General features: G+C 45.6%; 23 protein-coding genes. 21 read left to right on the top strand and 2 right to left on the bottom strand.

All coding sequences use genetic code 11. From position 1 onward, the window contains the following. Positions 1-249: 249 nt before the first annotated feature. Entirely contained in the window at positions 250-1236 is a 987-nt protein-coding gene (locus ACJJI5_RS09545) for a FecR domain-containing protein (protein WP_445356110.1), read from the bottom strand. Positions 1237-1265: 29 nt separating this feature from the next. Further along, a complete protein-coding gene (locus tag ACJJI5_RS09540) occupies positions 1266-1781 on the bottom strand; it encodes a sigma-70 family RNA polymerase sigma factor (protein ID WP_444896753.1) in 516 nt (171 codons plus the stop codon). Positions 1782-2008: 227 nt separating this feature from the next. Here ACJJI5_RS09540 and ACJJI5_RS09535 point away from each other — a divergent pair, with 227 nt between their 5' ends. From ACJJI5_RS09535 to ACJJI5_RS09435, 21 genes are all read left to right on the top strand, one after another. After that, on the top strand, positions 2009-2641 hold the full coding sequence (locus tag ACJJI5_RS09535; protein ID WP_445356109.1) for a biliverdin-producing heme oxygenase: 633 nt from the start codon (positions 2009-2011) through the stop codon (positions 2639-2641). Between the two features lie 31 nt (positions 2642-2672). Beyond that, entirely contained in the window at positions 2673-3626 is a 954-nt protein-coding gene (gene exbB / locus ACJJI5_RS09530) for a tonB-system energizer ExbB (protein ID WP_445356108.1), read from the top strand. Further along, complete coding sequence (gene exbD, locus ACJJI5_RS09525) at positions 3626-4060, top strand: TonB system transport protein ExbD (protein WP_445356107.1); 435 nt, start codon at positions 3626-3628, stop codon at positions 4058-4060. Before exbB ends, exbD begins: the two co-directional genes overlap by 1 nt. Next, complete coding sequence (locus ACJJI5_RS09520; RefSeq protein ID WP_445356106.1) at positions 4057-4893, top strand: energy transducer TonB; 837 nt, start codon at positions 4057-4059, stop codon at positions 4891-4893. Before exbD ends, ACJJI5_RS09520 begins: the two co-directional genes overlap by 4 nt. Positions 4894-5132: 239 nt before the next feature. Next, positions 5133-5549, top strand: coding sequence for a YbaN family protein (locus ACJJI5_RS09515; RefSeq protein ID WP_108732723.1), 417 nt, complete (start codon positions 5133-5135; stop codon positions 5547-5549). 645 nt (positions 5550-6194) lie between these two features. Then, positions 6195-6812, top strand: a complete 618-nt coding sequence (locus tag ACJJI5_RS09510) for a hypothetical protein (protein ID WP_445356105.1) — start codon at positions 6195-6197, stop codon at positions 6810-6812. A 186-nt stretch (positions 6813-6998) separates the two neighbouring features. Then, positions 6999-7784, top strand: a complete 786-nt coding sequence (locus ACJJI5_RS09505; protein ID WP_444905716.1) for a PhzF family protein — start codon at positions 6999-7001, stop codon at positions 7782-7784. A gap of 483 nt (positions 7785-8267) precedes the next feature. After that, positions 8268-8540 carry a helix-turn-helix transcriptional regulator gene (locus ACJJI5_RS09500; protein ID WP_445356104.1) on the top strand — a complete coding sequence of 91 codons (273 nt, stop codon included), beginning with the start codon at positions 8268-8270 and terminating at the stop codon, positions 8538-8540. Positions 8541-8842: 302 nt separating this feature from the next. Then, entirely contained in the window at positions 8843-9142 is a 300-nt protein-coding gene (locus tag ACJJI5_RS09495) for a hypothetical protein (protein WP_445356103.1), read from the top strand. Between the two features lie 1062 nt (positions 9143-10204). Further along, positions 10205-10819, top strand: coding sequence for a bactofilin family protein (locus ACJJI5_RS09490; protein WP_413665223.1), 615 nt, complete (start codon positions 10205-10207; stop codon positions 10817-10819). Between the two features lie 70 nt (positions 10820-10889). Next, a complete protein-coding gene (locus ACJJI5_RS09485) occupies positions 10890-12122 on the top strand; it encodes a class I SAM-dependent methyltransferase (RefSeq protein ID WP_445356102.1) in 1233 nt (410 codons plus the stop codon). Beyond that, entirely contained in the window at positions 12122-13432 is a 1311-nt protein-coding gene (locus ACJJI5_RS09480; RefSeq protein WP_445356101.1) for a MotA/TolQ/ExbB proton channel family protein, read from the top strand. Before ACJJI5_RS09485 ends, ACJJI5_RS09480 begins: the two co-directional genes overlap by 1 nt. Continuing rightward, on the top strand, positions 13425-14126 hold the full coding sequence (locus ACJJI5_RS09475; RefSeq protein WP_413665220.1) for an OmpA/MotB family protein: 702 nt from the start codon (positions 13425-13427) through the stop codon (positions 14124-14126). Before ACJJI5_RS09480 ends, ACJJI5_RS09475 begins: the two co-directional genes overlap by 8 nt. Next, positions 14123-15196 (top strand): hypothetical protein, encoded by a 1074-nt coding sequence (locus ACJJI5_RS09470; protein WP_445356100.1) that lies wholly within the window; start codon positions 14123-14125, stop codon positions 15194-15196. The genes ACJJI5_RS09475 and ACJJI5_RS09470 overlap by 4 nt, the downstream gene beginning before the upstream one ends. A gap of 815 nt (positions 15197-16011) precedes the next feature. Next, complete coding sequence (locus ACJJI5_RS09465) at positions 16012-16737, top strand: hypothetical protein (RefSeq protein WP_445356099.1); 726 nt, start codon at positions 16012-16014, stop codon at positions 16735-16737. Between the two features lie 564 nt (positions 16738-17301). Beyond that, complete coding sequence (locus ACJJI5_RS09460; RefSeq protein ID WP_445356098.1) at positions 17302-18453, top strand: serine hydrolase domain-containing protein; 1152 nt, start codon at positions 17302-17304, stop codon at positions 18451-18453. A 672-nt stretch (positions 18454-19125) separates the two neighbouring features. Beyond that, positions 19126-19449 carry a hypothetical protein gene (locus tag ACJJI5_RS09455; RefSeq protein WP_445356097.1) on the top strand — a complete coding sequence of 108 codons (324 nt, stop codon included), beginning with the start codon at positions 19126-19128 and terminating at the stop codon, positions 19447-19449. Between the two features lie 184 nt (positions 19450-19633). Next, positions 19634-20233 (top strand): glutathione S-transferase N-terminal domain-containing protein, encoded by a 600-nt coding sequence (locus ACJJI5_RS09450; RefSeq protein ID WP_445356096.1) that lies wholly within the window; start codon positions 19634-19636, stop codon positions 20231-20233. 180 nt (positions 20234-20413) lie between these two features. Continuing rightward, on the top strand, positions 20414-21841 hold the full coding sequence (locus ACJJI5_RS09445) for an alpha-amylase family protein (RefSeq protein WP_445356095.1): 1428 nt from the start codon (positions 20414-20416) through the stop codon (positions 21839-21841). Positions 21842-22046: 205 nt separating this feature from the next. Then, positions 22047-22931, top strand: coding sequence for an alpha/beta fold hydrolase (locus ACJJI5_RS09440; protein WP_445356094.1), 885 nt, complete (start codon positions 22047-22049; stop codon positions 22929-22931). Between the two features lie 338 nt (positions 22932-23269). Beyond that, entirely contained in the window at positions 23270-24325 is a 1056-nt protein-coding gene (locus ACJJI5_RS09435) for an alpha/beta hydrolase (RefSeq protein ID WP_444896739.1), read from the top strand. Positions 24326-24382: the final 57 nt, after the last annotated feature.

The raw sequence follows: 24382 nt of genomic DNA, 5'->3' as shown, positions 1-24382 counted from the left end.
ATTCTCAGGTGTATAACTAGGAAGCCGAACGAAAATCAAAAACCCGTAATCTAAATGAGAATTATTTTGTTTTTTTTGCTTCGGAGGGAAAACTAGCAATCAAAAGTGTCATCAAAAATAAAAAATGGCACCTTCGGATAACTTTTTTGTGGTCATCTGGCAATAAGAGCAGGAATTAAAGGTTGCCCGTTCCGAAAAAACCGTCGGCCCGGACGAACAGGGGAAGGCTGGGAGCGATGCAACTTACTATCAGCCCGGCAACTGAATCGTTGCCCACCAGCGCGTGGTATAGCTCAGTTCAGCTCCTGCCGAACGCGCCAATATTTTTAGGATGGTATCGATATCGTGAAGCTGGAAAACCCCGGAAACCTGATGATCTCTTAATGCCGGATCACAGCGTAAAAAACCAACACGATAGCGAGACAACTCTTCAAGCAGCGCTCCTAACGGCATACTCCGAGCTGAAAGCACCCCGTCAATCCATCCGCTGTAATCAAACATCTTGCTGTCCAGAGCGAGCGAACCGGCTCCAGTAAGGCGATAAGCCTCACCCGCTTTAACTGCAAAGGGCTCTATATCCGCACTCGGCTGAACCTGCACCCCACCTTCCACAACCTGCAAAATCGTGTGGTCATCGCCATTGCGCACAAAAAAGCGCGAGTCACGGGAAATCAGCTGCCCCTGAGGCACCGATACCTGCATTGGCCTCGGGTCAGCGGCACTGGTCAAGTGCATTTCACCTTTAGTCAGCACAAGGGAACGGATTGCTGTGCCCGACTCCCACTCAATGGCACTACCGGTGTTTAGCCAGACTTGGCTCTTATCATCCAGAGTATATTGGGCCGGCTTAGAACCAGAGGAATAGTCAGCGGACATATACTTCAGCAAACCGGTGTCATATCCCACCAGGCCAACGGCAAAAGCCCCAAGGACACCACCGCCCATGGTTTTAAGAGCAGCCCTGCGATTTAAACGGCGAATTTCTGCATCGGTTTGATTTAGGGTGGAATGGGCCAAACGCGGCGCTCGGCGAGCCACCGTATCTAGAGGCGACTCCATCCGCTCAAAACGCTGCCACGCCAGTTCATGCAGAGGGTCCGCCGAACGCCATTGACTGCAAGCATCGCGCTCTGAGTCAAGCGCCTCGCCGGAACCCAGGCGAACGCGCCAGCTAACGGCTTGCAACAGTACTGCTTCAGGAATTTTTTCTCTATTTTTTTCTGGGGCGTTTGACATCGGCAAGCAAGTTCCAAGTCCATAGAAAATTATTCGTTATCGTACGCAGCGGCATAGCACTTGAGCATGGCTTTTGCGATATATTTCTCTACTGAGGAAAGGCTCAGCCCCTGCTGCTCAGCCACCTGGCGGTATGTTAAGCCGTCTAGTCTCGCCATTAGAAATACCGTTTTCTCTATCGGGCGCAGACCACTGAGCAATTGATCAATTTGCTCCAAAAGCCCCAATAGCTCCCACTTATCTTCTGGGGAGGGACATTCCGGTTCCGGCAAATTTTCCAGCAGCGCTAAATAATTTTTCTCCAGCACTTGGCGACGGGCTTGGTCGATCAGCAGGTTCCCGGCCACTTTGGTTAACCAGGCCCTCGGACTTCGAATTCCCGCAGGCAGGCTCGGCCTATCCAGCAGACGAATAAAAGTGTCCTGAGCTAAATCCTGGGCATTATCAACACCGGAAGTTCGGCGCGCTATCCAACGGACAAGCCACTCGTGGTGCTCTTGGTAAAGCTCATCAAATCCTGGGGCTGAAGGGGTTTCCGGGGCCAAAACTCAGACCTTGCGCTGTAATCTTTTGAGGGCGGGGACTGTAAATGATATCTATTCTCATTTAAAGTAGCTGAGCTGAGAATGTTATATCAATTTGGAATAACCCGGTGAATTTTTCAAAAAATATTGATCAACGGGATGGGTTAATTTGAATTTGGTCCGTCACCCATTACAAAGCCACCGGAATAACCGGGCGGTTATTGTTTAATTTGTTTTGGAAAAATCCCGTGAGCAATCCAGCAGAATGCCAATCCGTTGAACCGACAGAGCCCACCTTTTCCGCTTGGCTGAAAGAAGGCACTAATACGACCCACGAGAGTCTAGATAAACGCATTATGTCCCTGTCACCATTTTCCAATCGCGAGCGATATGCACTGTTTGTTCGCACGCAGTCGCGACTGCATCAAGCGGTGTCTGATTGGTTTCAAAGTGACGAATTAAATAATTTTTTGCCCGGCCTGAAAGAGAGAGACCGCTCTGAAGCAGTCCTCCAGGACTGTTCTGATTTCGAAATGCCCGAGAGCGATTTAAAAGCTGATCAACAAGCCGCAGCAGAAGTCACAATTACTGATTTCCACTCTGCACTGGGCTGGCTCTACGTAGTTGAAGGCTCCAACTTAGGAGCGGCATTCCTTCTCAAGTACGCGCGCAAACATCTGGATTTATCAGAAGAGTTCGGCGCACGCCACTTGGCAGGACATGAAGACGGTCGCGGGTTACACTGGCGCCAATTCAAAACTGCGTTAGATGCTCTTGCACTCAACCAAGAGCAAAAAGAAATAGCCCTCAATGGGGCCAAACAAGCCTTTGCTTTTGCACGACAAAATGTCGAACAATTATTAGCGCCCGCTACACCCTAATTTATTTTTCACCTGAAGCCAGGAGTCGGTAATGAAAATCTGGACTGTAATTTTATTGTGCCTGCTAGGCAGCACATTGGGCCCATTGCCGGCTTTAGCGCAGGAAAATAATTCCAACTCAAGCGAACAAAGCAATACAGAAATAGTTCTCGAGGGAGATGTGGAAACCTCCGTGGGGTTGCAAGAAAATCAAGACAACTCTACCTCGACTGCAACCTCCAACATTGGAGATACCGCTTTCAGCGCACACGATTTATCTCCCATGGGAATGTATCACGCCGCGGATATCGTCGTTAAAAGCGTAATGATCGGCCTACTCTTGGCCTCTGTTTTAACCTGGGCGATTTGGTTTTTTAAAACCTTGCAGCTGGTAATAACACGTCGCAAGGCCAAACAATTATTGGCAACCCTGATCCAAAGCAAGACGTTCGCCAATGCCGAATCAAAGCTTTCAGGCCAAACCGGCGGTGCCCTGTTATTGGTAGAAGCGAGTCGCCACGAACTCGACTTATCTTCAGGTGGCCCAGTGTCAGATGACGGCTTAAAAGAACGTGTTCTGGCTCGCCTGGAAAGAGTCCAGGCTTCTCTCGCTACCGACATGAACCGTGGCACCGGAATTCTGGCAACCATCGGTTCCGTCGCCCCCTTTGTCGGTCTATTTGGAACTGTTTGGGGCATCATGAACAGTTTCATCGGTATCGCAAAAACCCAAACCACAAACCTGGCCGTAGTGGCTCCAGGTATTGCGGAAGCCCTGCTGGCAACTGCGATCGGCCTGGTTGCTGCGATTCCGGCGGTAGTGATCTACAACTACTTTTCCCGGGCTATCGGCAATTATCGCGCGGTATTGGCCGATAATGTCACCGCCTTAATGGTACTGATTAGTCGGGACCTGGATCGCCACCATCCAAATGCGCGCCCGCTCGCCGAACTGGTTAGCGCGAACAAAAAGCGCGCAGTACCGCAGGTTCAGGGCGTCAACTAATGGCATTCAATCTCAACAGCAGCAATAGCGAAGAACTGCCAGAACAGCACGATATCAATGTCACACCTTTTATCGATGTGATGCTGGTATTGCTAATTATTTTTATGGTTGCGGCTCCGTTGGCCACTGTAAGCGTGCCCGTCAATCTACCCTCGGCGACAGCTCCACAACAACCCCAGGCAGAAGATCCGAAATATCTCACCCTACAAAAGGACCTCACCCTGACTCTCGGTGAGGACAAAGTTATTGTGCGGGAGAACTTGGTTGCTGAACTCCAGGCAAATGAAATTGGCACAGAACAGCAAATCCTGCTGCGTGCCGACAGCAAAGTGGAATATGGGGATTTGATGGACCTGATGAACCGCCTTGCCAGTGCCGGATACCAGAAAATCGCTCTGGTAGGTCTGGATAAACCGGCGACCGTAAACCAATGAGCCTCTTGGCCGGCCCGAAGGTAAAATCTGCGAAGCGTCCGCGATTTTTTCTATCGCTCTGCGCCTTTTGCTGCGCCCTAGCCCTTCACGGACTTATTGCCGTCTATTTTTTATGGCAGCCCAAATCCGAACTGGCGCTGCCGCCTGCTGCAGCACCACAGGTATTTGAAGTCAGTATGGTAGCCGCTCCAGTGGCGCCACCCACGTCGCTACCGGTAGGTCCTCAACAACAGGAATCCTCTCCCGCAAACCAGCAGAGCAACGAGCCACAAAAAACCTCTGCGCAGTCAGAGCCTGTTATTTTGCCAGAAGCCCCCTCGGAAATTGCCATTGAGAAGCCCGAAGAGGAGCCCCCCACGGAGGAAAAGGAAGAGACCCCTGAGCCAGCGGAAGAGAAGGAAATCGCACAGCAACAAGACTCCAGTGGAGAGGCTACTGGAGAAACTGTTGTTGAAGAAACATCAGCCCCTCTCGCGGCAGATGTAGCAGAAGCAGAGCAAGCTGCGGCACCGGAAGTGGGCGCCTTGAACCAGAGGGAATCACAAGCCAGATTAACCTGGCAGAACCAATTACAGGCCCACCTCGAACGGAGAAAACGCTACCCCCGTAGCGCCCAAATACGGCGCCAACAAGGTATTCCCTGGGTACAATTCACGATGGACAGAAAAGGCAAAGTGCTGAAGGTTGAGTTGCATCGAGCCAGTGGCATATCGTCTCTCGACCGAGAAGTCGTGGCCTTGGTGCGCAGGGCAGAACCACTGCCTAGACCACCGGAAGAGGTACCCGGTGATCCTCTGACAATGGCCGTTCCGGTCGAATTTTTTATTCGTTAACCAAAATAAATTGCTTTCTCAGAACTGGGAGACCTGACTTCACATAAACAAGAAAGTCACCTCCCTGGACAGAGGAAATGATCCACATAATCCGTTACCCTGCACTAGCGACCTATCGGCCTGCTGACTCTATTGACTAGGTGCTGGGCAAACTGCTTATGAGCAAGCAGACCAAGCGGACAAATATTGTTACTTTTGATGCACAACTACTGCAATAAGCTAGAAGGTAGAGGTACCGAATGAAAGAATCCACTGAAGACAGCGTAATGTCCTACACCCCGCCGTTGGCAAAGGGCTGGATGCGCTGGCTGTGGGGCGCCGCTGCTTGCTTTTTCATCGCCCTTGGCATTATCGGAGCCATTCTTCCTGGCCTGCCGTCGGCTGTATTTATTGTCCTCGGTGCCTGGGCCGCATCACGCAGCTCCCAGCGCCTGCACCAATGGATTGAAGAACACCATCTCTTTGGGCATCTATTGCGGACTTGGCGCAGTGGTTATGTAAGCCGCAGAACCAAGTTACTGGCCAGCCTGACAATGGCTATATCCCTAGCTTTTGCCATCCTTCATATCAGTAATATTTACCTTCTTTGCTTTACCATTGGCGGCATCAGCTGCGGCGCCTACTGGATTTGGTCCCGGCCGGAACCCAGGGAGTAGACAACGCTACTTTCTACCCCTATTTGGCAGCAGACACCCGTAGATTTTAGCGCTATAGTCCCCCAACAAGGATTTGTCTGGGGGACAGGATGTACAACGTAGTACTTTTTTTTCACCTTCTAGGTGCAACAATTTGGACCGGTGGGCATCTGATACTTGCCTGCACAATACTACCCAAAGTTTTACGGGATAAGGATGTAGCTTTTCTTTCCCGGTTTGAAAGCAGCTACGAAAAGATTGGCATCCCCGCCCTGCTCATTCAAATACTCTCCGGGCTATATCTCTCATATACCCTACTGCCTGACTTATCGCAGTGGTTCAACTTCTCCAATCCAATTTCTCGCCTGATATCCTTCAAACTGATTCTTTTGGCATGCACTTTCTTACTGGCAATTGACGCAAGGCTGCGAATCATTCCAAATCTTTCTGAAAAAAATCTCACTGCACTGGCATACCATATTATCCCAGTTACAGTACTGTCCGTTCTCTTTGCTTTTGTTGGAATTTCATTTCGAACGGGATGGTTGTTTTAGATTGCGCCCCAGCGCACATACTGCTGAATCAGAAGGAAAAGCCAAAAACGTCCCCACTGGCTTGCTTGATCGATATACTAAGCAAAAATGAGATATGACAGGAGTTCGGGGTTTGTCTATAGCTGAATACTATGAAGTGATTTTCGATACGCTGGAAAAAAACGAATCCATCCAAGACGGCCTTGAAAACCTTTCTTTTTGGGCTGATGGCCGAACCCCCAATTTGGCATGGCTAAAGCTGCCCACTATGCTAGGAACGGATGAACTTGACCTAGCCCAAACATGGTTCGATACAGAACTGGTAGCTGCTGGGGACTCGCTTCCTCCTTCAGTCCTATATTTCGAGCTGCGTGAATTCAGAGATAGTATCGGCCGGGAATTCCCGGATATCAGCTTAACTCTACTTCCTCAACTATTTAAAAGCAGAGAGGATTGGGTATATTCAAAATCTGATTTGGGCTCGAGATATTTGAGAAATATTGCAGCCTTGTGTAAAGGAGCTAACAAGCCGAAACACCTAAATAGAGACGGATACATTGGTTTCAGCTTATGCTATACATCCCTCTTAGCGCGAGAACTCTGCAAAAACGAACAGCTTCTCCAATACAGTGAAGAAGCACCTATTAAGATTGTTGTTGGATTTTCTTCTGGAGACCTTCTTGAGATTATGCGCATATCCAACGGCTTGATTTATTACGAACGTCGCTTTGCGCAACTAGAGAGCCTGTAAATAGTTCGCTATATTTCTGTAGACTTTGAAGACCCGTCCCATGGAGCACTGATGGTATGAGCATCCTGGCTTCCCTCAGCCGTTAGTTAGTTTGTATACCAAAAAACAAACTGGCACAAACAAGCCAACTATCACAATAATTTTATACTGCCCCAAAATAGCATCTATTACTCAAGGAAAAAACTAATGGAACTAGCAATTTATCAAGTAGATGCCTTTGCCTCCGAGGTATTTGAAGGTAATCCCGCTGCTGTATGCCCTCTTGATAACTGGCTTGCGGATGATACGCTGCAAAAGATAGCTGAGGAAAACAATCTCTCTGAAACCGCATTCTTTGTTAAAAATGAAGATTCCTTTTCTCTGAGATGGTTTACTCCTGAGGCAGAAGTAGATTTATGTGGCCACGCCACACTCGCAGCTGCCCACGTTCTATTTACTCATTTAAGATACTCAGGCCAAACCATCCAGTTTGATACAAAAAGCGGCCCACTGTTAGTCCAGAGATCGGGAGTTGTCTATAGCATGGACTTTCCGGCTAGCATTCCGGTATCCACAGAAGCACCTGGTGCTCTTATTGATGGCCTCGGCATCACTCCGCAAGAAGTTCTGTGTGCATATGATTATATAGCTGTGTTGGGTAGCGAAACCGATCTAAAATCTGTAAATCCAAATTTTATAAAACTCTCCCAGCTGGATAAACGAGGAGTTGTCATTACCGCTCCTGGGGCAAGTAACGATATTGATTTCGTTAGCCGATGCTTCTATCCAAAATTAAGGGTAAACGAAGATCCTGTGACAGGGTCAGCGCACTGTCAACTGGCACCATATTGGAGCCAACAATTTAAAAAGGATGTACTTTTAGCTAAGCAACTCTCCAAGCGGACTGGACTAATTCACTGCGAACTGCATAGTAACAGAGTCTCTCTCAAGGGAGGCGCTATAGATTATCTTCACGGTAGTATTAAGATTTAATGGCTTGGAGAGTTAAATTTATATAAGGAGCCTCTAAATAAATCCGTGATGCTTCTGGCTCACAGAGATATTACGGAATTGTTCAGAAGCTCCATAAGTCATCTTGCTACATATTCTCATTGAAAGCTCTTTGGCTTTGCTTAGTGGTAACCTTCCCCCCCAAAAAGCTACTATCCGAACCTCCAGTTACAACCTGACTCAACTCCCTAGCTTTTTACTTATCTCAAAGTGAGAACTTAGAGCCTATAGATGTCTTCCCGACCCAGAATATGAATTCAGGGCAATAGTTAAAGATTGTGCGCCCCTTGTAGTACATCAGTGAATCACCTAACCTTCAAACACGCCCACCATTGACCGCAATTTGCACAGATAGCCTATTGTTTGGACAAAGTCATATAGCTGTCAGACAGGTGTCGCAAGAATATCGTAACCAATAAGGACTGCCCCCCTGAAAATGGAGCTCAATTTTCAGAGGACAGAAGTATGGAAGTGAAAGTTAACTCAAAGAAAATTATTAAACTGAGAACAACTAGGGCTTGGAGTCAACAACAACTAGCCGATGTTGCATCATTAAGCCTTAGAACCATTCAACGGATAGAAAAAAGTGGAAATGCCTCTCAAGATTCAATAAAAGCAATATCTTCAGCATTTTCACTGAAGCCCATAGATATAATCCTTCAGGAAAACCCAAAAATATCGATGGCCAAGCAGGGCAGAAAATATTTCACCGCAATATTGGCCCTAGGGAGCCTCTGAATAACTCCGTGATACCTCTGGCATGCAGAGCGGTTCACAATCAAGGCGCGGCTTCGCAGGAATGTCTAGACCTTTCAAGAAGCCGCAACGCGGAGTGTGAATCGCTCTGCAAGCCCCGAAGGGCGGGCCTTGAAGGCCACAGCTGCTGCGTTGCCGCTCTTGCAAAGGACTAGGCCATTCGCGGCGAGCTGCGCCTAACATCTGCAGCCTTCAAGACCCGCAGAGGCATTATGGAGTTATTCAGAGGCTCCCTAGGTACGACTTTGCTCTTGTATACATCCTTATCGTCAGCTTCTCCAATAATGCTTAAGGTAGATGCCAGCACCAGAAACGAGAACCTGACCTCCGTCCACCTCCTCAATAACGAAGGAGATGAAAGCGAAATCCAAATCGAAAACACACTTAGGTTCGAGGTGTCTGCCGAACAAGTTTCTGAAAACCAAATTCGATTGCAGACAAAAATATATGAATTTGGGGCTTCTAGTGGTTATAAGCAGATAGCAAGTCCCATTCTGGTGACAGGGTTCAACCAAGCTGCAGAGGTAGAGTTTAAAACTTCAAACGGAACTCCGTTTAAAATCCAAATTACCCCTGAAATTTAGCCAGCCCAGCAAGGCTGGCACCCCTACCAACGCCACCAAAAATATCTCTTGGGCCTACCTTTTTGTGGGTGGGACTGAGAGGTATGCGGTGAGTGATATAAATCCTAGCAAAAACTGCCTGCAGCTCCACCCTGTGAAAACAGCCTTCCTGAAGACACCCAATAGTCATTGCAAATAAATGCACACTTACATTTAGGATAGAATTTTGAAAGCGCAAGAATGCGAGGCTCAGACATTAACCCAAATGCCAACATAAACAATTCTTTACATAGGAATACATCGCATATTGCAACAATATTTTAAGCCGTAAATCATTATCGGATTAAAAAACAGGAAACGACGATCATCACGACCAAAAGGTGCTACAAGTCACACTTTTAGCATGCAATCCGTGCTAAATTCAGCGCATTCAAGTCGAGGTCAGCTTGATTGATTGCCAGACCGAAAACGCTGGTAAGCTCGCTGTAGGTAGTATTCCAATCATATATTGTTTTGTGCCAACAGGCTCGATACCCATCAGCAGACAATTAGAAGTATGCCCTCCACAAAAGGAAGTAAATATTTACTTACAGGCCGAGCCTGAAGTAAATAGCGAGAATATAGCGATATCAACAGCAATCGCAAAAATCGATCGTAGCTTAAGGTCAGAAGAGCCTCTTCTTCACCTTGATGCAAGCACGAGAAAACGGGCATTGCAACTCTACGAGAGAGACGAAAACTGTAAAAGGACAAAGGAAGTCGTTCTTAAGGTATGTGCACAATAGGGAAAAGGCAGAGACAGGGATATTTTAGGTGACCAAAAGCACTGATAGTCTAATTTTCTTTTTTAGTAAAACACTCACAGCAAAGAAAAAAATTTGACATAAATGTAGGGCCGTTTGTTTTGATAGGTTTTATTCAGTATCAAAATAATCCGTACCCGCCATTAGAAGTGCCTTATCACTTTTGAAAATTTTGATTTTCCGATTTAACAAAAACCCAACGTATCGACAACCCTGTAACCACGGTTATCGGTGCAATCGACGCAACAGCTGACTTTTCTAAACAGAGAGACTTATTTCTATGAGCACTGACAAAAGCAATGACTCCACACCATTTTTAGCAGGCATGAGCGCTGTTGAGCAGCAATCATCTCTTTCGGGCTCAGGCTCCAAGTCAGTGCTGGGTGAAGGTATTAACTTTCGTGGCGAGCTGATCGGCACCGAAGATCTGCACGTGGAAGGTACTGTTGATGGTACCGTGATCATGGTTGGTCACAATCTTTCTGTTGGCACTGGCGGTGCAGTTACTGCCAATATCCACGCAAAAAATATTGTTGTAGAAGGCACCTTGGATGGCGATGCCCTTGCCGATGAGTTGATCGAAATCCGCAACACCGCACAAGTTAATGGCAATCTGATTGCACCGAGAATCAAGCTGGACGACGGCGGTAAATTCCGTGGCTCCATGGATATGGTTGATACCGATTCCGAAATGAAAGAGCGCCACAAGGAGTTCTCTGATCGTCTGGTACACCCAGACCTGCCCGCAGCAGAAGAGAAGCCCGCAGCCCGTACTCGCGGCAGCTCTACCTACTCCTCCAGCACCACAAGCACGAGCGATTCCTCTCGCCTGTCCGACACCAGCGACTACCTCTTCGGCACTAAAGAGACCGAAGAAGAAGCTGAGGAAAGCTAGGAAACCTTCTTAGTTAATCCTCAATATGGGCCCCGGCTAATGCCGGGGCTTTAGTTTTGGTGTGGGAAATATGTTGCAGCATCATTCATTTGGTATTGCTGCTTTGGTGGATGAAGTCATTCAACCAGGTAGTAAAGTTTTAGATTTGGGATGCCTTTCGTTTGGCACCACACAGCCTTTATTGGAGCGCTCCTGCCAGACATTTATCGAAGATTTACGCAGTCTGCTATTGGATACTTCTGCCCTCGATAAAGAAGTCAGGGCCGTTAAGCTTTCTGAATATCTCACCAAAAAGCCCCAACGAATCAAGCTTGATGTGGTGCTCTGCTGGGATCTATTCAACTTTATGGAGCCTGAGCTTATTACCAAGCTCATTGAGGAAATCCGACCCCACTTAAAGCCGCGTACCATTTTCCATACAATGCTGTACACCGGCCCTATGCCCAAGGGGCCCGCGGATTTTAAGCGCCTTTCTGGCTTTACCTTCAATACAGAACCGCTCCACCTGGAAGAACCACTGCCCACCTATAGGTACTCATCCCTGAATTTAATGAAGACTATGGGCAACTTCTCCCTGCGCTCTTCCCTGCTACAAAGAGAGGGGATGCGTAAAGACCTTATCGAATTAATGTTTGAGTATGGCAATGTAAAATCGCCAACTTCAGTGATGGCCAGTGGATCATCAGCAGCGGTATCCGCTTTCCAAAAAAACCGCCTTACTAATATTTCGCTAACCGCTCTCGACACCGCCCTGACTCACGTCAAGCGCTCACCGGTCAGCAAAGTTCTGGATATTGGGCAAAAGGCTGGGAGAAATATGGAACACCTCCAAAGGGAGGTGGGCGAACTGTTTATTTCTGATTTTTACTCATCGCTCGCTTGGCAAATCAGCAGAAAAGTGCCATTTGAAGAAGCCGTTCAGGCCGCGTTGCGACAGGCAACCCTACCAAAGGATCTCAATTGCATCCTCCTCTGGGACCTTCTCAATTTCTTTTCCACCGAGCAAATACAATTGATCACTAAAGCCCTGCATCAATATCTCAGTGATGGTGGCGTGATGCACTTTTTGCTATTCAAACAAAACAAGCTTCCCGTCAACTGTGGTGTATTTGAAATTCAAAAGTCGGGCCAGGTTGGAACCTATATTCACGCTTCGGGTAGTAAGCAGCCCCAGCTCCGCACTATCACCGATGTTGTGAAATCTCTACCAGAGATGAAAGTACTCAGCCAGGGAACCGGGCGAATACCCAACGGACCTTTTTATCACGAAATAACAATGCAAAAAGTTGTAAAGGATAAATAATGACCCAGTTTTTCTATCACTGGTTAACCAAGTTGTCTGCGGAACAGGTTACCGACACCTTTCTTATGGTCATGCTTGCCATTGGTGCTATAGCCATAATCCTCTACCCTTTAGGCAAGTTTCCCCGCTTTGTAAAGGAAACGCCGTCACTACTGACTGCCCTCGGTATTTTAGGTACTTTTATCGGTATCATTATCGGTATCTATGGATTTGATCTAAACGATATTGACACCTCAATTTCAGAACTGATGCAAGGTCTGGAAACCGCCTTTATGACCAGTATCTTGGGACTCTTCCTGTCCCTGATATTGCGAACTATTTTTCAAATATTCACTAAAGAACAAGCCCCTAAAGCGACAGCAGATGACATATTGCAGGCTATTAATGGTCAGCGCGAAGATCTGGCAAAATTCCAGCGACAGATTAGTGATGAAGTCCTACAGTCACTCACTGCGGTTGTAGAAAAGTTTAATAGCGGCCTGAATGCCCAGATGGGTGAGAACCTACAGCAGTTTACCCAGCAATTAGAGGCCGTATCCCCTGCCCTGCAGGCCCTAATAGATCAGCATCAGCAGCACGCAGAACTCGCAACTATTTACCGCGACCAAACTGCAACTCTTCTCAATGAAATTAATGGTGCTCAAGAAAACCTTCTGCTGTTACACCAGCGTATTACTGAGCTGCCAGAAATTTTCAACGTGATTCCCACCCTGGTAGAGCAGCAGCGCAATCACGCAGAGCAGATATCAATCATGCTGAATGAGCAACAAGCTTCTATTGAAGTTCTACAGCAATCGATCCCCGATATTGCGCCCAAGTTTGAAGCGCTCACCCGAGGAATTGACCAAGCTCAACAGCAACTGGGGGCCCAGGTTTCCAACCTGATCTCCCTGAGTAGGACCCAGGCGGAAGTATTCGACCAAAGAACCAGTAGGGTCGTAGCCCTAGCCGATGTGGTTACCAGTATGGACCCCAACCACTTCTCTAAAGCAATTCACGAGCAGGCTACCAGTCACCGGGAATCCATGGCCGAGCTAGCTCAGCTGATCGCCAAAACTCACAACCAGATGATTACCGAATTGTCACAAGTGATTACTCGCGATCTTAGTAATGCCGATGTCAGCATCAAGCGTCAATATGAACTTCTGGATGAACGTCTGCGCGATGAAGTAGAGAGTGTTATGGCAGCGATGGGCGATGCCCTTGGCACGTTAAGCGGTGAATTCTCCAGAGACTTCCGTCAGCTCATCCAGCAAATGAAGAGAATCGATGCGCAAGCTCAGAGAGTCACTGGAGAGGCGCATGTTTGAAAGCACGCAAGCCAGTAGTGAGTCCAGCGATAGTCAATGGATTAGCCTATCGGACATGATGGCTGGCCTGATGATGGTATTTCTCTGTATTGCCGTCTTTGTAATGCGCTCCCTTATCGACGAACGCGCCAAGATCCGCGAACTCGCAGAGTCTTACCGGGACACCCAGTTGGCCATCTATCAAACTCTGCAACAGGAATTTGCCCACGACTTAACTCGTTGGGGAGCGTCTCTGGATAAGCAAACCCTGGCCATCTCCTTTAATAACAGTGATGCCTTATTTAAAACCGGTGATTTTACCCTGAGCGACAATGCCCGCGAGATTATGTCCTCCTTTGTACCTCGCTACATCGAAGCGCTCACGCCCTATATGGATTCCATTGCCGCAATCCAAATCGAAGGGCACACAAGTTCTGAATGGGGAGATCAATCCGCACCGGAAGCTGGTTATTTCCACAACCTACGACTTTCCCAACAGCGCTCCCGAGCCGTAATGCAATATGCCCATTCATTACTGCCTTCGCAGCAAGCCGTCCTGGTACGGGCCAAGGTAGCAGCTGTCGGTTACTCCTCAGCTCGCCCAGTCTTGGATAAAAATGGGGTAGAAGATCCAGATCGTTCTCGCCGGGTAGCATTCAGGGTAGTTAGAGACTCTGAGAGCCATATCCTGCAAATCCTTGAGGAAGCTCTGTGAACCTCACAAAATTTCAACCCATTCAAAACCGTCAGGCTATCACAGCATTCCCAAGCGCCACACAAGCACTATCAGTACCTTATGTCATTAACGATGGTGATTCATTCTCAGCCGGCAAACGTCCGTTAGCACAGCGCTTGTCTGAAATGCCTGATCGAAACAGCTTAGCCAAAGCCATCCGTACTGGAATGCAACTCGATTCAAGTGATCTGGACAGCGTACCTGTGGCTTGGCGCTACCGGGGTATACCGGTTTTTTTATTTGGCCTGGAACAAAACCCGGACTCTTTTGGTCAAGTTCATATTTACCCCAAGTGCCCAATAGTGAATAACTATAAGGGTCCGGTTTGGATAAGCAGTGACTATAGCGAAGCGCGAAAGGCATTTCCCCAGGATCAACTAAAGCCATGCCCTCACTGCTTACGTCACCTTTACAGCCACAATATTCCCGATGTTGTACACAAAGACCGTTTCGGCAATGTGACCAATATCGACTGGCTGACCTATACCCGATACTTTGCCAGCAATCTTTTTAAAAGACACTCTCTCATCTGGAAAAATGGCGAACGCCCCCAAAAAGTTAGTTCTGTATTCACCCCTGAAAACCCGAAATATAACTGCTCTATCTGCCAATGCGATATCAAAGCCGGTGGATGGGCACTCAACCAAGAGCTTGCAGAAAGTAGCGGTCTCCCCAAAGAGATTTGCCTACTCTGTGCAGAGAGAAGGGCCCGTGCCGTCATACTCGCACCACCCCAAGCCTCACTAAGAGCCGCTACATTGCGCTACGAATCCCTGGCAAAGCAACTGGGTAGTGATCCTCAGGCCTCATGGATGATCGCAGAACAGGTAGTCCCAGCATCCTGGCTACCATTAATACAGAGACTCAAATCCCTAATGGGGCCACCCAAAGTCTTCCAAGTAATCGCGCCCAGGGTATTGGCCGTACTATGCTGGCCAAACCTCGGCCGCGCCATCCTTGCCGATGGCACCAAAGAGGCAAAGATACCAGCCAGTTACTCAGTTTGGAGAAAGGCTCAGATTGAGCGGGAATTAGGACTTAGCAACTAGATATATTAATGTGCTGCCTCCGGGCAGCTTATTTTTGTTACTTATCGGCCAAACTGGCAACTCTATTTCATCTTGTAGCTCTCTACATCACTAGATCAACCCAGATTAAAATCTATTCTCTTCTACCCCACCGAGAATTAGCACCTCCTCAATTTATAGATCCAACAAAGCCATTTCAAGAACCTCAAGACTTTTGACCAAAAATGTGGTTACAAATAAGTCGCAAAAAAAATTAAACTTTTTAGCTCGGAGTGCCGTAAGGGGATGCAGTATTAGATAATGTGATCACACTACCCCTTCATTCTTTGCACATGTAGAAGATTTTCTATCTGTAGATTACTTTTTTTTACAAAAGCTATCCCTATAGAAAATAACCAATAGAAAACCAGAAAAAACACAATTAGCCCAAAATATCTATCACAGAAGAACCGACTTAAAAGACCAAAAAATCTATCCTAGAAATCATACTCGATACGACCATCTCCAAGATTGCCAATATTAATAAAAACTACACTACAGGACATTAAAAGGGAACCTACCTCACAAAGGACACAAACCCCAGGGCAATAAACACCCCCGAAAGAAATAACTCACAAACTAAGACAAAATTTGGAAAGGTGTTGCATTTATTTCTTGAACCTAACTTTCATGAAGAGTAACTTGATTAGCAATACATGCTTTACGAAAACCGAAACATGATAACTCCTGCTTTTGCAGTTGTGTCCAAGCCAAATAAAAAGGTACTACTCGACGAGAAATACACCGAGCACATTCGACGCTAAACCAGTCGTTCTATAGCAAGATGGAGATATAAAATGCCAGTAAACAATATAACCCTGCAAGACGCAAAGGCTCGTGCTCGCGCCACATTGCAAGCCGGAGGGCTAGTGATTGTCCAAGAGCCGCACAATGATGTACCTCACGGTTTCTCCTTTGCAGCTGAAGCTGTAGCTGATAATAGCGATCAGCCTCACTCATTGTTCGTCGAAGCACCGCATGAAATAAAAGCTGCAGGAACTCTCTCCGCTTACCCCAATAGGATAAAAGACTATTTCGCGGGTGGCGTAACTGACACTGAAACATCAGCGCTATTAATCAATATAGCTTCTCGGAAAAGTTGGGATATAGCCTGTGTGGATTCATGGAGAGGAAATGGAGAGTGGAAATCTTCAGAAAAACGTCAAAAGGGAATAGCAAGAAGAATTATTCACCACTTTAACATAGGCGGACGCCCAGGAGGAATAATCCCTATAGGTTCTGCGCATGTCACAGGGTTAAGAATGGGGAGAAACATGATTGGAGGCCGACGTGTTGCTCGTACTATAAGCACTCTTTCAAACCAAATCCCCGATGATCAAGCCATTAACTATCAGGGTTACTGGGGATTGGGAAGGTATATTGCCGGACGGAACTTACAAATGTATAAATTTACAGCTACCGGAGATTATTCCCATATCAGTGCACCGAATGTTTCTCGAGACCTACACATTCAGTTTGTTCCTCGCGACAGAATTTTTCGAGCTCGAAATCTTGCTATCTAGAAATCCCAAAAGCTCTTGCTTTTGTAATGTTTAACATGCATCTGATCCCAGATTATAAACTCAGCCATAATCCAAATTTTCATTTTCCGTCAGCAATCACCACCTACATAAAATTGCTGACGGGCTTCTCTCACAATGACGCCATTTCTAATAGATAATAAATATAGCCTTCCTAGGTCGCATATACTAAAGAATCAAATTCCAAAAGAAAGATTATTGAGAAAATACCGTTAGCATATATTCCAGTCAACGCCCTAAAGAAAGGAAATATCATTACTAAGGGATATCAAAGTTGACTTGAAATTGAACAAAGGATGTTCAGATCAATACGATGATCTGGTGGCTGTTATAATCTATAATTCTTCGAGCAGAAAGACCTGACAAAACACCCTTCTCTAGCACTTACCTGAAAATAATTATGAACAATATTTAAAACAATCACTTGGCAACAATGTACCAAAACCCTTCATTACATCGAAGCCTCAGAGTATACCAATCGACATAAAATATCTGTATAAACACAGATCCAGCACTTGCTTTAAATATTTATTCGGGCTTATTAAAATGTATATAGGATTTAATAAAACTCTACCAAGGATTCTCCTGGCAGTCACACTTCTAACGTCACCCTTTATCGCACATGCCGACGATTCGTTACAAGAGTTTCTCGAACAAATACTTACTAATGCCCGAGATAGCAACAACCTTCCAGCAGTCGGTGTACTAGTTCAAATCGATGGCGAAATCGCTGCCATGGCGGTAGACGGAGTTCGCGCACAGGGCCATAATGAAATAGTAACTATTAATGATCGCTGGCACATAGGTTCTAACACCAAAGCGATTACAGCAACAATGGTAGCGCGCTTAGTCGAGCAGGGTATATTACAATTTGAGGATACACTAGCTGACTCATTTCCCTCTTTTGCAAAAGATATAGACCCCGCTTACCGTAATATTACGATCACACAATTGCTCAGTCACACTGCCGGCCTACCCTCTTTATCCAGCTGGTATGAGCTTCCTACATTAATGAAAGTAATCGAGCCGGAACACAATATTCGAGCGCAACGCATGGCAGTCGCACGCCATTACCTCACTATACCTCCCAGCTCCAAGGCTGGCTCAGCTGAATATTCCAATCTCGGCTTTATCATTGCTGGGGCTATCGCCGAAGCTCGAACAGACAAGAGCTGGGAAGATCTCATCAAGGAGCAGATCTTTGCTCCACTTGGTATCAAGAATGCGGGTTTTGCAGCTCCCGGCTCTTCGACCACATTAGATCAGCCTCGTGGCCACAAAAAATCCTGGCTGGGGAAGCTCATCCCGCTAGACCCTGCCGACAAAAATAGTGATAACCCACAAGTAATGGGTCCCGCAGGAACTATCAATATATCACTCCAGGATTGGACTCTTTTTGTAGAAGATCAGCTCAATGGCGTACATGGTCGCGGTAAATTGCTAAAGACTGAAACCTATCGCAAGTTACATTCACCGGTGACAGGTAATTACGCTCTCGGGTGGGGCGCAGTGTACGACTCTGAGTTATCACTTCTTGCACATACTGGCAGTAATGGATATTGGTTTACTGATGTGCGTATCATGCCCAAGCATGACATAATCTTTCTAATTGCTATAAATGCGGGGCACAAGACTGCGGAAAAGTCGATGAAAGATATCCGCAAGCACCTTACAAAACGTTTGAAACCATTTGAGTGATTCACTGGAGCAAGCGGGCTTGATTGTTCAGGTTCGCAGCAGTTTCTCACTCTCTCCTCCTATAGACGCCCACATTTTGTGGAAAATAGCAGCCGCATTAAAGGAAGTCGCCCACCTTTAAATATGTTAAAATAAACATTTATGAAAATTAATTTTAAAAAAACCACACCTCAGACCCTTAAACAGAATAAGCCAGAATAATTATCAACCCATACGGACACATAGTAAGACCCTATTAGCAACTAGTGGGCCAGCTAAAATTTAGCAAATACCGAAATTCGATTCAAAAAGTATTTAACACCAAAATATAGAGATACCTCCTTGTAAGCAATGGTGTGATTGGCCATTATTGAACTACGGCTGAGTAATAAGGCACAAGTAAGTAGTGGTCTGTGAACTGACTCTCCATATTCTGACTAGAATAGTAAAACCATCGAAAGCAGACAGAAATACTAACATTACTGACGAAAACAGCTATTAAAAAGTTCCACCCTAGGCAATCAATGTTGTGCCTGGTATAACCTACAAAAATAGATAATACTCATGAAATAGCTGATTTTCTTTTTACTATTTTCTAGCTGTGCAAATGGAACAGCTATAGAGCCTGCAACACTGGAACAGCTTCTAGAAAGCACCGATCACGTTCTACATGTTCTGGTTCAAAAGGTAGATATGATCACCTCAAGTGGAGAAATCACCTTTAATCCAGATGGGAGAACCAGCCCTTTATCAGGGAATAAGATTAGGCTCCATGTTAAATTGATGCCAAATGGTGTAATTAAAAGCAACCTTGATCATGTCCCCCCGGAATTTTACGTAGAACTTTGGGAAATGTGGCACTATCAACTCGGCAATATCCAAGGGTCATCATTAGGCGAAGAATTTATTTTTCTGCTGAGAGGTCCAGACTTAAACAAGGTATACCCCCGGTATTTTATGAGAAAAACAGATGAAAAATCTAACATTATTGAACTACTGAAAAATCTACCTGACTAATTAATGCTACCTCTAAATTCACCCTTAAGTTTTCAGTCAGCATGAAAGTCTCAGTATAATGCTTAAACACTAAATACTGTATATCTCTATTCTAAATATCGGGAAGAGAGGCAACATATAGCTTCTCGGATACTCTTGAATACCCTGCCACTTTCTCCAGCAACACCAAAAAGGAGTACATGTTTTGAAATTAATCACAGGCACTGATTCCACCTGGTCCTTAAGAGTCTGGATATGCGCCCAAATCGCAGGCCTTGACCTTGAGATCAAAGCCATAGACCTTTCCAGCCTTAACTATAAAAGCGAAGTACTTAAATATTCCCAAGCTGGACTTGTACCTGTATTGTTGCTTGAAGATACTTACATTCATGATTCACTGGCAATCGCTGAGTATTTTAATGAGCTCTCCAAAGGCATCTTGTACCCTTCATCAAATACTGAGCGAGCACAATCAAGAAGCCTATGTGCTGAGCTTCACTCCGGCTTCATCGCTTTAAGAAGCAACTGTCCTTTCACTTTAGATAAAAGCAACTCCTCTCCGGATATTAACTCTGGAATTCAGACTGAGTTAAAAAGAATTGAAGATATCTTCTCGAAAGCAAAACTGCCCTTCATGTTCGATTCTGCTGGGGCTGTAGACGCATTTTACGCAATACTCGCTTATAGACTATATGTTTATAATATCTCATTAAGCGAGAAAGCTACCAAATACCAGCAAAGTCTGTTGGAGTGGCCAATCTTACAGCAAGCAATTGACCTGGCTGCTGAGTGGAGAAACTCATAATTAAAGCTGTCACCAAATGTCGCTTTGGAACTTTCTTATCAACTCATCGATTACAAGGTTGGCTGTAGCCAGCCTTGTAGTTACAACAGCGTCAACACGGCGAAAATTTGTAAGTTATTTACCTAATTTGCCATAATCACTAATAAGGCAATCAATCTTAAAGGGCCTCGGATAAGATACATGCTTATATCCAGCCTACACTTAAGTACTGAGCAAGCAAGAAGCGCCACATCTCAAACTACTTGGCTAGCCATTATCAGCCTCCTCTTAGGCGCAGCCTGTATTCAGTTAGTTATCATGCGCTTTTTTAATGGGCAAATGGCACCGGATGTCTTCGCAAGTTTATTACATCAGCTTGTACAGACTAAGGGCACACCTTCACTTGTCAAATCACTGGTCAGCTACCTTATCCCCTACTCAGCTTTTGTGACCTATACACTCCACCTGGCACTATTGCTTGCTGGGACCCTCTTGATATTGCGTGTTTTTATTGTTTTGGGCGCGACACTCATGTTTTTCGGCTTTATCTTGCTGTGGGGGTTGACTTACATGGGAGAAAACAGCTGGTACTTCGAGTTTTTGTCACCTGCGTTATTTGCCTTAATCTTGGCAGTTAGCATTTACAAGCTCCATAAAGACTCTCAATACAATTTTCGTTCTCGGCTTTTAGGCGCGGTAATAGCACCGAGAGTAAGCCTATTAACCTGGGGTTGTGCGATTGTTGTAGCATCTGCTCTCTTATTTGGGGTCTTTACTATGTCACGCAATGGTGGCGATTACGTATTCACTGTAAGCGCCCTATCCAGCATTACCATTGCCATTTTATCAATAGCTTCAAAGTATTTAGACAAGTATCGAAATACCCCCCCCAAACAGGATTCAACTTCAATAGTAGGGCGCTGGATTGATCTTTTTACCTTCACCATCGGGGTAATGTTAGTCTTTCAGGTTTTTGAGGATAGGCTATTAAATTGGTTTACTGTAGAAGGGTACCGAGGTCTCATTAACTCCTATGTCGAATACGGGAATACACCGTATTGGTATCGAGGAGCCTTGGCCTGGGTAGCGGATCACGCCGAGATCTTTATGCCAACCCAGAGACTATTCGAGACCTTTGCTGCAATCTGTATGGTAATTTTAGTATTTCGATTTCCAGTTGTACTACTGGCGACCGGTCTCTTTGCCATCCTCTCTTTTACAGAATTTGGAGTTACGAATGCTTGGCCTCCCGCTCCAGGCAAGCCTCCCGCCTGGGTATTTGAACTACTGCTTACAACATTGGTTAGCTTTACCTGCGGTCTCTATTACTTACTAGATGCTATTGCGCACAAATCCTGGAAGCATTGGATATTGGGTCCCAAAATATTTGACTCAATTTCAGATTTCAATAAATGTTTTTTATTTATTTTCTTATTTATTATCGAAGTAATTATATTTTCCTCCACGCCCATACAAGAGGAGACCAAATTCATTGCACTACACTTCTCAGTACTGTCACTTATTCCTTTATTCTTCATTATGATAATTCTGGATAAATACCGAGCAACCACACCCAATATAGATTTTTATACCAACCCAAACGGGAAAAATCATAACCAACTACCGTAAGCTCCCACCTGCTTTGGCTTTAAGCAATCAACCCTATAAAACGGACGTTTGTGCAACTTATATGGCCGGCAATATTGCAGTAACAACTAATAGCAGTAATTCCACGGTACAATGTGGGCATAAGCGAATATTGGTAGCCGAAGCCCCTTCGCCTACGAACTTCCTCTGATAACGTTATAGAAATTTTATTGGGTTAATTTACGTCATGAAGACTCTTCATCTGGTAATTTTATTTAGCATCCTGTCTATTTTTTCTACTTATGTGGCAGCAGAGAGAATCAAGATCGACAACTCTCTCACTATCCACTACGAACAAGCGGGTAATGGCGATACGACAATCATCTTTATTCCCGGCTGGATGATGTCTACAAAGGTTTTCGAGCATCAACTTGCCCATTTCAAGGACTCCACCCAGTATCGCGCACTAGCTTATGATCCCCGCGGCCAGGGCATGTCATCCAAGCCTGTTGAGGGCCATACTTATCAGCAACACGCTCGAGACTTAGCTGCACTGATTGACAAGCTGGGGCTTGATAGCGTGATTCTCGCGGGTTGGTCCTATGGAGTGACCGAGCAACTGGCCTATCTCAACCAGTTCGGCACTGACAAGATAAAAGCCATGATTATGATCGACACTGGCCCGGATATTTCTGGGGCCAGCCGGGACGAGTGGGTCTGGTATCTAAATGATGATTCAGACGGATACTCGCGCTCATTCACTGAGGGGATTATTGAGGATCGCGAAAATGTGATTGCAGAGTTCGTCAAATGGATGCTTGAAAATCCCACTGCAGAAAATATTGCCTGGGTATCTAATATCGCCCATCAAACCTCTAGCAGCGTCGCCGCAATTACCAACGCTACTGGTTTTTATCTCGACTACAGCAAAGACCTTATCGGCCTTGAAGGGAAGATTCCCATGCTATATGTGGTACGAAATGAAGCTAAGGAAGTGGCTAACAAATGGATCAAAGCTAATACCCCTTCCGCCACTACCGCTTATATGGGAAAGCATATGATGTTTTGGGAGAGGCCCGATGAATTCAATTCAGTGGTCGATCAATTTCTGGAGAATATAGAAACTAAGTAGCATTCACTATTTTGTTAAACTTAGGGCAGACTGACTTCAGCCTGCCCTAAGCTTTAAGTCTGCAGGCCCTACTTCATCGACTTACCCCCGCTCAACAAGGCATATCTCCTAGTCAAGGCACTTGACATCTAAAGGGTCAATAAATAGATTTAAGTCATATAACAATAAATTGTTAACTTCTTCCGGCACAAATATCGGCGCACGTCGACACGAGTACCCTCTACTGAAAATACCTGACAAGTAGGCAAAAGCAGCTTTCTTCAGCCAGTTTTAGCTGGTTAATTTAACCCGAACTTTAGTGTTACACCCTAAAATAATACCAACAAGGAGAGTGGAAAATGAGAGTTCTATTTTTAGCCTTGATAAGTGTTTGTTCGCTGATAGCAAATGCTTCAGATTTTATTCTCGCACAAAAGACGGAAATCAAATCAGATTTCCTTGGTGAAAACCGAACCATCTTGGTGAAACTTCCCGAACAATATAAGGATAATGACAAAGAATATCCTGTGCTCTACGTATTACATGCTCAGTGGGACATGCTTTCTACTTTGTCTACTATCGATTTACTTGAAGGCCAAGTGCCCAATTTTATCGTGATTGGTGTAGAGGGAATGGGTAAGGAGTTGCGCCCGGATCAAGGTAAATCGACAGTATTTTCTCAGTTCCTAGCGAACGAAGTTGTGCCCTATGTCAATAAAAACTATCGAACTGCAGATTTTAGTATTTTGTCTGGGCACTCCAACTCTGGCCGCTTCGTACTGGACTACTGGCTAAACGACAAAGCACCATTTTCACAGTACTTTGCTTTTAGCCCGTCATTAGAGGATAAATATATAACCGGGCGAGTTTCCAATTTAGCACCTAAACAACTCAAAGAGCTTTCCCCGCTGACCGTGACCATCGCTAACGAGGGGAATCATATGCAAGTCCCATTTGACGAATTGAGCCAAACTCTCGCAAATGTACCAGGCGCAACCTTTACCTTCCAAAAATTCCCAGAGCAATCCCACAGAACGACTAAACATCACTCTATGCAATTTGCCCTTCAACACACCTTTACAGGGTGGGAACCTACTTACGAACTTAAAGTAAGTGGGTTTGATGGACTGACAAATCACTACCGTAATTTATCAGATAAATTTGGCTTCAAAGTAGTTATTCCCACCAATACCCTGCAACGCTTGATGGCCCACCATGCCATTTCCGACTCTGAAAACGCAGCTAGCGAATTAAAACTCCATATCGCATATACCATCAAAGAAGTTTCGAGCGGGATCGCTGCCACAGTTGAGACAGCAGAATACCTGCTGAACAATGGCTATGAAGAGGCGGGGAAAACCATACTGAAAGAGATGTGCAACCAGGCTGAAGAGCACGCTCGCTGCAAAGGCTGACAAAATCTACTCGAAGGCCAGACACACTCTTAATATGAAGCGAGCCCACTAAAACTT

The sequence above is a fragment of the Microbulbifer maximicatervae (SeqCode) genome (genome assembly GCF_052467955.1).
Note: the sequence above shows the minus strand (reverse complement) of the source record. Positions and strands in the feature narration are given on the sequence as shown.